The organism is Alteromonas sp. KUL49, from assembly GCF_006538345.1.
In the GTDB taxonomy this organism is placed as follows: Bacteria; Pseudomonadota; Gammaproteobacteria; order Enterobacterales; family Alteromonadaceae; genus Alteromonas.
Window position 1 is genome coordinate 332,264 of record NZ_BJKL01000005.1, and the last position, 14,277, is coordinate 346,540.

Here is a 14,277-nt window from a genome sequence, read left to right on the forward strand (position 1 = left end):
ATTAAGTGAAAGTTTCAGCACGTCGCAAAGCTCGTGAACTTGCCCTTCAAGGGGTTTATTCTTGGCAGTTAAGTCAAAATGATATTGCACAAGTTGAATTGGCGCTTGCGACAAGCAACGACATGCAGAAAGTTGATATGCCCTATTTTCAGTTACTGCTGAGAGGGGTCGCTCAAAATGCAAGTCATTTAGACGCAACAATTAAACCTTACCTTGGGCGCTTGCCAGAAGAGCTTGATGCCATCGAGAAGGCTATTTTGCGCATCGCAACGCTGGAACTTACCGAGCGAATGGACGTGCCTTATCGCGTTATCATTAATGAAGCTATTGAACTCGCCAAGTCTTTTGGTGCCGAAGATAGTCATAAATTCATTAACGGTGCGTTGGACAAAGCAGTTCGCACACTACGTAAAGACGAGCGTGACTGAGCCATAGTAGGCGGTAGCGATTACCCTCAAGGACAGTCACCAACGGATTGATGAGTACGTGAAAGAATTCGACCTTATTGGCCACTATTTTAAAGGTAGTGGCTATCAGCGCAAAGACGTAGTAGTTGGCATCGGTGACGATTGCGCTGTCACTACCGTGCCTGAAAATCAACAACTGGCGATTACTACCGATACCTTAGTTGCTGGTGTTCACTTCCTTCCTGACGCACCTGCAAAATCAGTGGCGCACAAGACCGTAGCAGTAAACTTGAGCGACCTTGCAGCAATGGGTGCAGAGCCAGCTTGGATCAGTTTATCGTTGTCTCTTCCTGATATACAAACCCAATGGCTAGACGATTTTGTAAGTGGACTGTACGAACTGACTCAATATTATTCAGTTCAACTCATCGGTGGAGATACGGTGAAAGGGCCAATGGCCATCACCATCACGGCACAGGGATTTATACCTCCTGAGTCTCAGCTCACTAGGAATGGCGCTAAGCCAGGAGATTTTGTTTACGTTACAGGTTCTCTTGGTGATGCTGGCGCTGGATTAGATATTCTTCAAGAGAAGCTCAACGTACAGGGGGAGGCGAGAGACGTTCTGATTAATCGCCATTATTTCCCCACGCCGCGGGTTGCTGTTGGCACCGCACTGCGACGTTTAGCTACGGCCTGCATCGACGTATCAGATGGTCTCATCTCTGACTTACAGCATATTCTTGATGCGTCAGGGTGTGGGGCAACCGTTCACGTGGATAAACTTCCATTATCACGTGCACTTACCAGTGCAGTAGAAGTTGAACAAGCCCGTCGCTATGCACTTACTGCTGGCGATGACTATGAGTTAATTTTTACGGTAAGTGAAGAACAACGTGGCAGTCTGGAAACCTCTTTAGCGAGTACAAATGTTCGAGCTTCGTGCATTGGTCAATTGAATGGACAATCGGGAAGCTTAGTACTCAGATGCAACGATGAGCCATATTCTAAGGATGGATTGGCAGGCTACGAGCATAGTTTCGATGCATCCTGATATCAGAAAGCGAATTAGCCTAACAAACCCAACCCACTTTTTAGCATTGGGATTTGGTAGTGGTTTAGCCCCTAAAATGCCAGGTACATTCGGATCTTTAGCGGCAATCCCTTTACTATTGTTGATGGCAGATATCCCTTTGATAGCCTTTCTTACACTAACAGTATTCGCTTGTGTTCTTGGTGTTTACTTGTGTGATAAAACGGCCAACGACATGCAAGTACACGATCATGGAAGCATCGTATGGGATGAGATCGCAGGTATGTTGATTACGTTTATACTCGTGCCGATTAATATCTCCACACTCGCCCTTGGTTTTGCGTTGTTTCGTTTGTTCGATATTCTAAAACCCTGGCCTATTGGGCCTATCGATAAAAAGCTGCATGGCGGATTGGGCATTATGCTCGACGATATTATTGCAGGATTTATGGCGTGTGGTGTTCTCCACATAGTGCTCTATTACTTTCCTCAATGGTTCTTAGCGTAGTCAAATAAAAAGAGATGACCGAAGCCATCTCTGTTATATTGGAAGCGTTGGATAGGAAGGTGGAATTTTTTATCGAACGCCTATAGCGCTAACATCGTTTAGCGCTTTTTTATTTTTACTGTCAACAGAAACGATTTCAGTACCGGTATACTCTGGAGTCACCACTGTTGAATCTGGACTCAGTTTATAGTCGAGTTGAACCAGTGCATCGTAGATTGGCTGATCAGAAGGTGTATAGCGCCACTGTTTGACTGCATCTATGGCACTGCTGTTAAACACATCTGCCGGTTCAGATGCCAATACGCGAACGTTGCTCACTGTCCCTTGCTCAGATACATCAAAGCTCACTGTTACATAGCCCTCTAAATTGTTTTTCGCTGCTTCTGTAGGATATACAGGTGCCACACGTTCAATAATGCTAGGGGTGTATCCAACTTTTTGACCCGCAATGGCTGTGTGTGCCAATGCAAGAGATGTGGTTGAAAGCATCATTATTAATGCGACTGGGAATAGCTTATTTTTCCTGTGCGTCTTTAGCGCATGAATGCGTTGTTTCATTGTGTTTACCTCACTGTAGTGGAGTGGTGAAAATATACTGCTCCTGCAGGATGCAGAAGCAGTAATCATGGCATCGGCATACTGCTTTCTCGTCATCATAGTGTGGTTATGCAACACGCTTTGGTCACATGCCATCTCTTGTTGTTGTCGAAAATAACGGTATCCAATCCACATGATGGGGTTAAACCAAAACACTGAACACAGTACAATGGCCGTGAAATTCCACCACAAATCACCGCGGAATATATGAATTTGCTCATGCCGAATAAGTAGTTGTTGCTGAATGGGTGAGTAGAGCTTCTCGAATTGCTTGGGTACTACAAGCATAGGCGAGATTAAACCTATCACGAAAGGTGTTTTCCCCTCATGCGTGATGGCGTTTTTGTATCCTCTGTGAGTGTTTCCCTCGAGTTTTTCAATACCTTTCATGAACTGGCGGTAGTTGATGGTAAGTATTGACGAAATCATAAAAACACCAACTAGCCACCCATAAACAAGGATGTTGGCGTAGTCATAAACTGGTGATGTTTGGTTTTGGAGTGATACAAGAGGTAATTTTTGAATGACTTCGTAAACATCTGCAGAAACTTGGGGCTGGACAAAATGAGCTATCCCACCAATGAGCGATGATAGCGGTATTAAAGACCAAAAGGCATAGGTGTTTGTCGCGCCTAGTGCTTTGTTACTTAGTCTGGTAAAGAGTATTAACGATACTATGAGAAGTGAAAGCAAAACTGATTGGTCGATAAGCCAGTTAATCACGATCACTCTCCCACTGATTAATGATTGCTTTTAGCTCATCAATGTCGGATTGAGACAGTTTATCTTGCTTGGCAAAGGCTGCTACAAAGGGAGATATTCTTCCACCGAAAACCCGCTTAATAAAAGAGTCACTCTCCTTTTGCTGGTAATCCCCTTCTGGAATTAGCGCATGGTATTGATAACTTCTACCAGACTTAACAAATCCTACGGCCCCTTTTTTACCAGACGACCAAGTAAGGTTTTCACAGTTTTTTCGTGCCAATCACCGGATTTCTGTAGTGTCTCAACAATATGATTGGAAGAGCACTCCTTACTTTTCCAGATAACTTGTAGCACTTGGAGTTCAGTTTTTGTGATATCCATAAAATTCTAATTACAGTTGTAATCTATAATGTCAAATATTACATTTGTAATTGATGTGCGCAAGTGAAATTTGCTTGGTCTTTTTTGAACTGATGTGGCGGCGCGTTAGCTAAGCGATGTCAAAACTGTTTTCGGTGTTTATCCAGTCTAGATTGACATCGCTTGTTTCTGATGGTGAGCAAATTAGAGGTGAGGAGTAACAGCCTTGATAATGCCGTCAGTGTCCAATCCATGCTCTTTATACATTTCTTGCTGAGTACCTTGTAATATAAAGCTGTCTGGTAATCCAAGCATTTTAACGGGCTTTAGAATATTCGCCTGTTGTAAGTGTTCTGCAACGGCACTACCAGCTCCGCCCATAATACAACCATCTTCAAGGGTCACTAATAGGTCATGAGATTTAGCAACAGTCTCTAGGGTGTTGCTGTCCAACGGCTTAACAAAGCGCATGTCAATCAAGGTAGCATCAAGAGTTTCTGCAGCTTCAATAGCATAAGGAAGTAAAGTACCGAAGTTAAGAATGGCGACTTTTTTCGCAGTCGATTCTTTAAGTGTTCTTGATTGACCTAAAGGAATGGCTGTCATCTCAGAATCTGGGACAACATGCATACCTGCGCCACGAGGATAGCGAACAGCAGCAGGTTTTGCCGCAATATGGCCCGTGTAAAGCATCTGACGGCATTCGTTTTCGTCTGAGGGCGTCATCACTATCATGTTTGGTATACAGCGCAGGTAAGCGATATCAAACGCTCCTTGATGGGTAGGGCCATCCGCACCCACAACACCGGCCCGATCTATTGCGAACAAAATAGGCAAGTCTTGCAAGGCCACATCGTGAATCAATTGGTCGTAAGCACGCTGCAAAAAGGTTGAATAAATCGCCACGACCGCATTATTTCCTTCCTTTGCAAGACCTGCTGCAAAAGTTACTGCATGCTGTTCAGCAATGGCTACGTCAAAATATTGATCGGGGAATTGCTGTGAAAAAGCGACCATTCCCGAGCCTTCACGCATGGCTGGCGTTACAGCCACTAACTTGGGATCTTGCGGCGCCATATCACAAAGCCATTGACCAAATATTGCTGAATAGGTTGGCGCAGACGGCTTTGAGGCTGGAAGTGCATTGTCAGCAGGGTTGAATTTAGGGACGGCGTGAAACTTAATCGGATCTTCTTCTGCAACGGCGTAGCCTTTCCCTTTTTTAGTGACTACATGAAGAATTTGTGGGCCGTCAAAGTTACGCATATTACGCAACGTATCAACCACACCGTTCACGTCATGACCATCGATTGGCCCTATGTAATTAAAGCCCAGCTCTTCAAAAATAGTCCCAGGAACAACCATACCCTTGATATGTTCCTCTGCGCGACTGGCAAATTCTTTGATGGGCGGTACGTTACTCAGTAGTTTTTTACTACCGTCGCGGATAGAGTTAAAGAAATTACCAGTGAGTAATCGTGCCAAATGGCTATTTAGAGCGCCAACGTTTTCAGAAATAGACATCTCATTGTCATTGAGCACGACAACCATGTCTTTCTTGATATCTCCAGCATGGTTCATGGCTTCAAAGGCCATACCTGCTGTCATAGCACCGTCGCCAATAACGGCAACCACTTTACGGCCGAGGTTCTCTTTATCTGCGGCAACTGCCATTCCCAATGCAGCACTGATAGACGTAGATGAGTGACCCACGGCGAAAGTGTCGAATTCGCTCTCAGGAGGCCACGGGAAGGGATGAAGACCATCTTTTTTACGGATGGTAGACATACGCTCAGCACGTTCGGTGAGTATTTTATGAGGGTAAGCTTGGTGGCCTACATCCCAAAGTAACCGATCAAAGGGAGTGTTATAGACATAATGTAGCGCAACAGTGAGCTCTACAGTGCCCAATCCAGAAGCGAAATGACCGCTGGTTTGACTCACACTGTTTAACAAGTATTCACGAAGCTCATCGGCGAGTACACGCAATTTTTCTTGCGGTAACTGACGAAGTTTTTCCGGTACCTGTGCCAAAGCAAGGGTAGGGTAATGTTGAAGATCTAGACTCATTACTTGTTATCTTTTTAGGTCAACCTAAGTTCTGCGCATGTCAAACCTACAGGGCAATCGGTGCCAGTGCGGTGTACTGCGGGTGTATCAAATGGATAGCTTGGCTAGTGGTCTCTTTTTACCATTAGGTCGCTAAACAACACTAAAGTGTCAGTATTGTAAGGTAAACGGGCTAAGGCTTGAAGTGCATTGTCATGCAACTTGTTCAGTTCTTCCTTTGCTCCCTGTAATCCTAGCAATGCTGGAAATGTATTTTTCCCAAGAGCGATATCACTACCTGAGGGTTTGCCCAGTTGTTCACTACTGCCTTCAATATCCAAAATGTCGTCTTGTACTTGAAATGCAAGACCAATTTCATCAGCGAAGATCAGCAAATCTGTTGCTGCGTTCTCGGATATTTCTGGAGATGCGACAATTATCATTTCAACACAGGCACGAAGCAGGGCACCGGTTTTTAAGTTGTGTAATTTTTTTAATGTTTCGAGTGAAATATCTTGGCCAGTGCTGGCCAAATCAATCGCTTGACCACCACACATCCCTCGGTAACCAGCACATCGTGCAAGCACAGATAATAATTGGCCTCTTTGTGAATCGGCATAATCACTCAACGGTGCGTCTGCAAGAATACTAAAACCTAGCGTTTGTAGCGCGTCGCCTGCGAGAATAGCGGTCGCTTCATCAAAAGCAATGTGGCAGGTGGGGTGGCCACGGCGTAACTCATCATCATCCATAGCGGGTAAATCGTCATGGGTCAGCGAGTAAGCGTGAATACACTCAATAGCCATACTTATGGCGAGTTGGTCCTGTGAAGGTACGTCGAGCATATTTCCAACAAGCTGAGACAGTAAGGGCCGCATACGCTTGCCACCAACAAGTAGCGCGTGATTCATCGCCGCTTTCAATCGCGGGGCGTCATCAGGTAGCGCACTGACTTGTGCTGCTAAACCCTCATCGGTGCGCTTTTTTATTTGCTCATGCAAAGCACTAAAATTCATAGAAGTTCTCAATAAATCAACGGTGCTTTAGGCTGATTCGCCATCGTTAAAATCGCTAAGTTCATTCTTGTCCGCAAGCAGAATTTTGACTTTTTGCTCAGCATCTTCGAGTGTTTTTTGACCTAAACGAGACAACGCAACACCGCGTTCAAACTTCTCTAGCGCTTTGTGCAATGGAAGATCACCACCTTCCATTTCATTAACGATAGCGTCTAGCTCGGCTAGGGTTTCTTCAAAGGACGGTGACGATGTATTTTCAGCCACTATAAACCTCGTCTTTTGTGAACGATTAATTACGCGCACATTAACTGAGGGGGGCAACAGGGTCAAATGGTTTGTCCTGATACAGGGTATAGCGCTATTATCTCTGTAAAACATACGATAAATTGACCATAATTTATGTGTAGAAATAAATACCTTGGCCGATAGTGATAAAGTAATCGAAGTTTTAGGCTAGGTAAGTAACATAACGTTTTTGCTTACAATTTCAGAAATAATGAGGAAGATTGAGTGGATTTAGCAACTGTCATAGGTATGTTGGGCGCCATTGGCTTCGTTGTAATGGCCATGGTTATGGGCGGCAGCATGAGCATGTTCATCAACGTGCCCTCTATCTTAATCGTATTCGGCGGAACCCTATTCGTTATTCTCTCTCAGTACACACTTGGTCAGTTTTTCGGTGCCGGTAAAATCGCCGGAAAGGCTTTCATGTTCAAGATTGATACACCTGAAGATCTGATTGAGAAAATCGTAGAAATGGCAGATGCAGCGCGTAAAGGTGGTTTTCTTGCTCTCGAAGAAGCTGAAATCGATAATGCTTTTATGCAAAAAGGCGTTGATATGTTAGTTGATGGCCATGACATTGAAGTGGTTCGCGAAACGCTAGCGAAAGATATTACCATGACCACCGAGCGCCACGAATTTGGAGCGACTATATTTAAAGGGATGGGTGACGTTGCCCCCGCTATGGGAATGATCGGTACGCTTATCGGTCTGGTTGCTATGCTGTCAAACATGGATGACCCAAAGGCTATCGGTCCTGCGATGGCGGTAGCACTCCTTACAACCCTTTATGGCGCGTTCATGGCAAACGTTATTTGTCTGCCTATTGCGGTAAAGCTGGGTAACCGAGCGGTAGAAGAAAAACAGAATCAAAGTTTAGTACTCGACGGCATTGTTGGTATTGCCGACGGCCAAAATCCCCGTGTTATCGAGGGAATTTTGAAAAACTACTTAGCCGAGAGTAAGCGCGGCACTGGTGCCGAGGACGAATAATGGCTGAAGAATGTCCCAAATGCCCCCCCGAAGGTCTCCCCGCATGGATGGGGACCTTCGCTGACTTAATGTCATTGTTAATGTGCTTTTTTGTACTGCTACTGGCATTCTCAGAAATGGATGTACTTAAGTTCAAGCAAATAGCTGGCTCTATGAAATTTGCTTTTGGTGTCCAAAACAAAATTGAAGTGAAGGACATTCCCAAAGGTACAAGTGTTATTGCTATGGAGTTTAGGCCAGGCCGTCCGGATCCCACACCAATCGAGACCATTCAACAGCAAACCATAGAAATGACCCAGCAAATGCTGGAGTTTCAAGCGGGTGATGAAGACTCTGCGGGTGGGCGCCAAAAACAGCGTGGTGAGCAACGAGGTGGCCAGTCTCAACAAACTGCAACAGATCAGTCTTCTTCGTCATCCCAAAGTTCAGACCAAGTTCAAGATAATGAGCTAATGAAGAAAATAGCTCAGCAATTAGAAAAACAGATTTTAGACGGGTCGATAGAACTCGAATCTCTCGGTCAGCAAATTACTATTCGGATTAGAGAAAATGGTTCTTTCTCTGCGGGGTCAGCGTTTTTACAGCCACAGTTCCAACCCATAGTCCGCGAGATAGGTATATTGTTGGCAGATGTACCCGGTGAAATTGAAATTTCAGGCCATAGTGATGGTCAACACATAGCCAATGAACTTTACCGTTCAAATTGGGACCTTTCTGCCCAGCGTGCGGTTGCTGTTGCTGAATCTATGCGTTTAGCCCCAGGATTCGATGAAAGCCGTATGTCTGTTGTGGGCAGGGCAGACACTGATCCGGTGGTTGAAAATGCCACGTCTGCAGCAGATAGAGCAAGCAATCGCCGAGTAGAGATTAATATCAATCAGGGCAAACCCATGTTGTCCAATCCAATCTCGGTCATCGACGAAGAGTAATGAGTTTTTATATGAGGTGTTGTGGGCATTTTCCTTCACGCTGTGAACTCATCCCTGAGCGCTCTGCTTCGGCATCCATGCCTCAGAAGGAAGTAAAATGCCCACAACACCTCATATCAGAGTCTCTGTAAGACATTCTCCTTCACGCTCTAAACTCATCTATGAGCGCTCTGCTCCAGCATCCATGCCTCAGAAGTAAGAAAAGTTTGGCTATCTCGCCATTTCTTCTCGATAGTGAGGTTTAGTCAACACCAACTGAACTGTGCTGATGGTGCGTTCTAAAAAGCCACCTTCGCAATATTTTAGATAGTAATTCCACATACGCATGAAGCGTTCGTCGTAGCCCGCTTTTAATAGGTTGTCTTTTGCGTCATTGAAGGCGATGTACCAATCATCCAATGTTTTCGCATAATCTAAACCAATATCATGAAGGTCTCGAATCATCATGTTGGTGTAGCGCTTCAAATGCGCGTTCAACTGATGTTGAGAAGGTAGGAATCCACCGGGGAAAATATATTTTTGTATAAAGTCGACGCTGTTTGCGTAGCTGTCGTAGCGTCTGTCGTCAATCGTAATAGATTGTAGCAACATGACCCCGTCTTCTTTGAGTAATGATGAGCACTTAGTCACAAAGTTACCCAAGAAGCGTTTACCTACCGCTTCAATCATTTCAATCGAAACTAACTTGTCATATTTACCTTCAAGTAGACGGTAGTCTTTCTTCAACAGAGTAATCTTATTTTCGAGATTCTCTCGTTTTATCCAATCCTCGGCCCAAGCGTACTGCTCTTCAGAAATCGTTGTAGTGGTGACTTTACAGCCGTAATACTTGGCTGCGAATACCGCTAAACCACCCCAGCCAGTGCCAATTTCAAGTAAGTGGTCTTTAGGTGATAACTTCAGCTTTTCACAGATAGTGCGGAGCTTGTGATGCTGAGCTTCAGATAAAGAGGCATTTGGGTCTGGATATATCGCTGACGAATACATCATAGTCCCGTCAAGAAATTGGGTATAAAGCTTATTCCCAAGGTCGTAATGCGCCTCGATATTTCTCTTTGCTTGCGACTGAGTATTGCGACGACCGAAATGTTGTATTTTGTTCAGAGGAAGGGTTAGCCATTTAAACTTACCTTCCCACTCGTCTAACGTAGGTAAGTTGCGAGCAAACACGCGTATAACCTGAGTTAAATCATCGCTTTCCCACAAACCGTCCATGTAAGATTCGCCTGCGCCAACGCTGCCGCCAAATAGCAATTGCTTGTAAGCTTTCATATCAAGAATATTCACGTGTGCGTGAATGTCTGAAGATTGCTCTCCGAAGGTCGCTACATGGCTCCCTTGTTCTGATATGCTCAAACTACCTAATGGGAGAGATGCTAAACACCGTAAAAAAATTCTTCGGCAGGTTTTATCAAAAAATGAAACCTCAGAGGTGTTAATAAGTACCGATTCGCCGTTAGACATTGTTTATTGTTCCTGACTTTTTTCTGGATGTGTATATAGTGGGGTACGCTTTAAGAATAGCTTGAGCGCTTGCCAATATATTCCCACGACTGTTTTTATCGTCATATTGGGTATACGAAGCATCGCCCGAGAAAGATTTTCATTTGATAGCGAATATCTTCGCAAATTTAGCCCAGCGGTAAATTCTTTGTCGTCTCGACAGCAATCCATAGCGAGTGCCAAGTGTTCTGACGGCTGTGCAATACGCCATTTATAGGTCATGTCGATGGGGTTGAATGGCGATACATGAAACGCTTTTTCTGTGTCACTTTGAACCGCTAAGTCTACTAGGTAATAATGTCGTTCATTCCACGGCGTATTACTAACTTCTGCAAGCACGTGACTGAAGCTGCCATCGGTTTGGCGCAAGTAGTAGAAATTAACTGGGCTAAAATAAATGCCCCAAACCCTTAATTGGCCTAGCATAAAAACATCACCTGACACCGGCTTACCATTGAGCTCGCTCATTTTGTCAATGACAGCCTGTTCTAAGGGTTTGTCTGAGTCACTTAAATAGTCTGCACGTTTTAATCGAAACCAGGCTCTACCGGAGGAAGAGAAGCACTTCAGCGACGTTGATAGCTCCTCAACCTCATTCAGTTTTAACCAAAACAAATGTATCTCGTAGCTAAACTTATGCTTGGTTGGTGCAAAACGCTCGTGATAAACAAGGCCTTTGTATAGCGCGCTTTCCATTAGAGTGTTTCGCCAAAACGCTCGCACACATCAAGTGCACTTTTTACGCCATCTTCGTGAAATCCGTTGTACCAATATGCGCCACAGAAATGGAGGTTGTCCACGCCGCAGATCTCTTTTCTGCGCTGTTGTGCATGTACCATTTTTTCGCTGTATTGCGGATGAGCATATTCATATTGACGAAGTATTGAGGCTGGTTCAATTTCATCGGTATTATTCAACGTCACACTGTAGGTATTTTTAGCCTCCAAGCGTTGAAGTATATTCATATTATAGGTGACGGACGCAGGACGACTCTCTTCCGTTGCATCGTCTTTTAAACGATAATTCCAGCTAGCCCACGCGAGTTTGCGTTTGGGTAGTTGGTTGTTGTCCTTGTGCATGACAACATCATTGGCTGCATACGGAATGTCACCCAGCACTTGCTTATGTTTGTCACTGGGTTCGGCAAGCATAGCTAGTGCCTGATCACTATGACAGGCAAATACCACGTGGTCGAACCTTGATTGACCGCCGTGTACGTCCTCTATCAACCACTGTTCGCCTTCTTTGGTCACCTTGGCAACACCACACGATAACTTGATTTTGTCTTCAAATGACCTAGTTAGTGGTGGGATATACTGGAACGACCCACCTTTAATAGTATACCACTGGGGTCTATCGCTAATGTTTAGCAGGCCGTGGTTGTTGAAGAACTGAAGGAAGAACGTCAATGGAAACAGACGAGTTTGCTCTAAACTGGACGACCAAATTGCAGCACACATGGGAAGAATGTAATAGCGCGCAAAATCTTCGCTTAGATTGAGTTCAGTAATTACGTCCTGAAGGGTAAGCCCTTCAGTATCTCTACCGTCAGCAACATACTGTTTGCAGGCCTTGTTAAATTTGAGTATGTCTGAAATGATTCGCCAAAACCTCGGACGAAAAATATTTCTTCGCTGTGCAAAGAGTGTATTGAGTGAGTTGCCATTGTATTCAATGTTTGCGGCCTTACTGGTCACCGAGAAGCTCATTTCGGTGGGTTGATAATCCACACCTAACTCAGTCATCAATTTTATGAAGTTGGGGTAGGTCCAGTCATTGAACACAATAAAACCTGTATCGATATTGTGAGATTCTCCGTCATCATCAATTTTTTGGTGGCAGTGTGTCCACCAATGTAATCGTTGGCCTCGTAAACAGTAATGTCGTGTTTTCTGTTCAACAGGTAGGCGCTCGTTAAACCTGAAATTCCTGTGCCAACAATGGCAATACGTTGGGTCATTAGTGAATTATGCCTTCTCTGTTTCTCTCATCAACAGGGACAGACGCTTCTGTATTCCTGCGGGGAATTGGTTCATCACGCGCAAAATCCAACCGAAAACGCGGGGGAAATATACGGTCGACTTATCTTTTTGAATATTGGCTAGGATAGTATTGGCAGCTTCCTCGACAGAAATCTTCATTGGCATGTCGAAGTCATTCTTGTCGGTGAGTGGTGTTTCAACAAATCCTGGAGAAACGGTCTGCACTTTGATTCCTTTGTCGTGTAGGTCAACTTCCAAGCTTTTTGAAAAGTAATACAACGCGGCTTTACTAGCACCGTAAGCTTGAGCGCGAGTAAACGGTAATAACCTTGCCATACTATCGACAATTACTAGCTTATTGTCACGTACTAAGTTGGGTAAAATTGCGTCAACACAGTTCACAACGCCAAAAAAGTTAGGTTCGAAAACTCGGCGGAACATTTCTGGTTCAAATTTATCAACATCCACGTATTCGCAGGTTCCCGCGTTGAGTACGAACACATCGGCTTTGACTTTGTTCAATGCTGCTTGCGTCGAAGCAGACTGGGTGACGTCAAACTGTAGCGTGCGAATACCTTCATAAGAGGCGAGCTCTTCTAGAGCAACTTGGTTTCTTCCGCAGGCGATAACGTCAAAGCCTTCAGCCGCGGCATGTATTGCCAGCGCTTTTCCAATGCCAGACGTAGCACCAGTAACTAGTAGTGTTTTCATTTGGCTAATTTCGCTTTAATTTTTTTGACGATAAAGCCGAGTACCGGAATATGTTCGTACACCATCTCGCCAAGATCGTAGTAGTCTTTGTGGTAGCTTATTTTGTCGCCTGCAACTTTGAGTTGCGACGTACCGTTGAGCAAAATAAGTTTTGATGACTTCTTGAGTTTTAGGTGCATTGTCCAGTTTACGACGTGCGTGATGGAGGCGTCACTGCAATTTATGACTTCATGAATTTCAAACTTGCAGGAGCTCGCATTGGTGAGTAATCCATCAAAGTATTTTTGTACCGCCTTTATGCCTTCATGGGAGCATACTGGGTCGATAAATGTGACATCGTCAGAATATACCTTGGGTAGATCGTCTGGTGTTATGTCGCACAGTTCACTGTAGAGTGTTTTGAAATTTTGGATAGCGTCCACGATTATACTCGCTTGTTAATAAAATAACCTTTTCATATTAGGCGCTTACCTATCTAACATACACCAATAAAAAGAATGAGGATCATGAACTATTAAATTATTTACAGTTCGATCCAATAATAGAAAACAGGCGTATTCTAATGTGTACAACAGGTAGACTTTATGAACATGCAGCGATTTCCATTATTCCCATTAACAGCACATCTGCTTCCAGAAGGTAGAATGGCGCTTCGTATTTTCGAGCCCAGGTATACCCGAATGGTGAAGGAAGCGTGCGCCAGTGATAGAGGATTTGTTGTATGCATGCTCAATAGCCAGGGAGACAAAGAAAAAAATCAGCACATCCATTCCATTGGTACTTACGCAAAGGTAGTGGATTTTGATGTTTTAGACGACGGCTTGCTGGGTATTACTGTTGAGGGACTGTACTGCGTTGAAATCAACGAGATAGAAACTGAGAGTGATGAACTACGAACTGGTCTGTGTTCGCCTTTAGACAATTGGGCGTGTGAAGTACCCAAACAAGATATTGCTCCCATGGTGGACAAGCTCCGTCAGGTATTTGAACACTACGAAGATTACGCAGCGATATATGAAACTCCAAAATTTGATAAACCTATGTGGGTATTGCTCAGATGGTTGGAGTTGCTTCCGGTAGATGCAATGCAAAAACAGCACTTTTTAGAGCAAAAAAATTGCACCAAACTTCTTAATTATCTCTCATCCCTCGTTTTGTAGAGATTCAAATACACCTTTGGTCCAACATTCTTGACTAATTCT

General features: G+C 44.3%; 14 protein-coding genes and 2 pseudogenes. 6 read left to right on the forward strand and 10 right to left on the reverse strand.

Annotated features, from left to right (window positions below; translation table 11 throughout):
- Positions 1-5 precede the first annotated feature (5 nt).
- The 3 genes from nusB to EYS00_RS11315 are packed head-to-tail and all read left to right on the forward strand — an operon-like array spanning position 6 to position 1,948.
- Positions 6-428, forward strand: a complete 423-nt coding sequence (nusB, locus tag EYS00_RS11305; RefSeq protein ID WP_130636639.1) for a transcription antitermination factor NusB — start codon at positions 6-8, stop codon at positions 426-428.
- A 58-nt stretch (positions 429-486) separates the two neighbouring features.
- Positions 487-1,461, forward strand: a complete 975-nt coding sequence (thiL, locus tag EYS00_RS11310; protein ID WP_130636640.1) for a thiamine-phosphate kinase — start codon at positions 487-489, stop codon at positions 1,459-1,461.
- On the forward strand, positions 1,451-1,948 hold the full coding sequence (locus EYS00_RS11315) for a phosphatidylglycerophosphatase A (protein ID WP_130636641.1): 498 nt from the start codon (positions 1,451-1,453) through the stop codon (positions 1,946-1,948). Before thiL ends, EYS00_RS11315 begins: the two co-directional genes overlap by 11 nt.
- A gap of 69 nt (positions 1,949-2,017) precedes the next feature.
- On the opposite strand, the gene EYS00_RS11320 is transcribed toward EYS00_RS11315, so the two are convergent.
- The 5 genes and pseudogenes from EYS00_RS11320 to xseB all read right to left on the reverse strand — a co-directional run bounded on the left by EYS00_RS11320 (position 2,018) and on the right by xseB (position 6,939).
- Positions 2,018-3,268, reverse strand: coding sequence for a TonB family protein (locus EYS00_RS11320; RefSeq protein ID WP_130636642.1), 1,251 nt, complete (start codon positions 3,266-3,268; stop codon positions 2,018-2,020).
- A pseudogene (locus EYS00_RS11325) lies at positions 3,261-3,631 on the reverse strand (BlaI/MecI/CopY family transcriptional regulator). Before EYS00_RS11325 ends, EYS00_RS11320 begins: the two are co-directional and overlap by 8 nt.
- Before the next feature lie 183 nt (positions 3,632-3,814).
- Positions 3,815-5,680, reverse strand: coding sequence for a 1-deoxy-D-xylulose-5-phosphate synthase (dxs, locus tag EYS00_RS11330; RefSeq protein WP_130636643.1), 1,866 nt, complete (start codon positions 5,678-5,680; stop codon positions 3,815-3,817).
- Positions 5,681-5,784: 104 nt separating this feature from the next.
- Positions 5,785-6,675, reverse strand: a complete 891-nt coding sequence (locus tag EYS00_RS11335; RefSeq protein WP_130636644.1) for a farnesyl diphosphate synthase — start codon at positions 6,673-6,675, stop codon at positions 5,785-5,787.
- Between the two features lie 27 nt (positions 6,676-6,702).
- Positions 6,703-6,939 (reverse strand): exodeoxyribonuclease VII small subunit, encoded by a 237-nt coding sequence (gene xseB / locus EYS00_RS11340; protein ID WP_347400280.1) that lies wholly within the window; start codon positions 6,937-6,939, stop codon positions 6,703-6,705.
- Positions 6,940-7,185: 246 nt separating this feature from the next.
- On the opposite strand from xseB, the gene pomA reads away from it, so the two are divergent.
- The gene (pomA, locus tag EYS00_RS11345; protein WP_130636646.1) at positions 7,186-7,950 is read left to right on the forward strand and encodes a flagellar motor protein PomA; all 765 of its coding nucleotides are present in this window, start codon (positions 7,186-7,188) and stop codon (positions 7,948-7,950) included.
- Positions 7,950-8,879, forward strand: a complete 930-nt coding sequence (locus tag EYS00_RS11350; protein ID WP_165399364.1) for a flagellar motor protein MotB — start codon at positions 7,950-7,952, stop codon at positions 8,877-8,879. The genes pomA and EYS00_RS11350 overlap by 1 nt, the downstream gene beginning before the upstream one ends.
- Positions 8,880-9,089: 210 nt before the next feature.
- On the opposite strand, the gene EYS00_RS11355 is transcribed toward EYS00_RS11350, so the two are convergent.
- From EYS00_RS11355 to EYS00_RS11375, 5 genes and pseudogenes are all read right to left on the reverse strand, one after another.
- Positions 9,090-10,343 carry a cyclopropane-fatty-acyl-phospholipid synthase family protein gene (locus tag EYS00_RS11355; RefSeq protein WP_130636648.1) on the reverse strand — a complete coding sequence of 418 codons (1,254 nt, stop codon included), beginning with the start codon at positions 10,341-10,343 and terminating at the stop codon, positions 9,090-9,092.
- 3 nt (positions 10,344-10,346) lie between these two features.
- On the reverse strand, positions 10,347-11,078 hold the full coding sequence (locus EYS00_RS11360) for a DUF1365 domain-containing protein (RefSeq protein ID WP_130636649.1): 732 nt from the start codon (positions 11,076-11,078) through the stop codon (positions 10,347-10,349).
- Positions 11,078-12,342 (reverse strand): annotated as a pseudogene (locus EYS00_RS11365) (NAD(P)/FAD-dependent oxidoreductase). The gene EYS00_RS11360 and the pseudogene EYS00_RS11365 overlap by 1 nt, the downstream one beginning before the upstream one ends.
- Positions 12,343-12,349: 7 nt before the next feature.
- Positions 12,350-13,075 carry an SDR family NAD(P)-dependent oxidoreductase gene (locus EYS00_RS11370; RefSeq protein ID WP_130636650.1) on the reverse strand — a complete coding sequence of 242 codons (726 nt, stop codon included), beginning with the start codon at positions 13,073-13,075 and terminating at the stop codon, positions 12,350-12,352.
- Complete coding sequence (locus tag EYS00_RS11375; RefSeq protein ID WP_130636651.1) at positions 13,072-13,497, reverse strand: nuclear transport factor 2 family protein; 426 nt, start codon at positions 13,495-13,497, stop codon at positions 13,072-13,074. The genes EYS00_RS11370 and EYS00_RS11375 overlap by 4 nt, the downstream gene beginning before the upstream one ends.
- Before the next feature lie 162 nt (positions 13,498-13,659).
- Here EYS00_RS11375 and EYS00_RS11380 point away from each other — a divergent pair, with 162 nt between their 5' ends.
- Complete coding sequence (locus EYS00_RS11380; RefSeq protein WP_130636652.1) at positions 13,660-14,235, forward strand: LON peptidase substrate-binding domain-containing protein; 576 nt, start codon at positions 13,660-13,662, stop codon at positions 14,233-14,235.
- Positions 14,236-14,277: the final 42 nt, after the last annotated feature.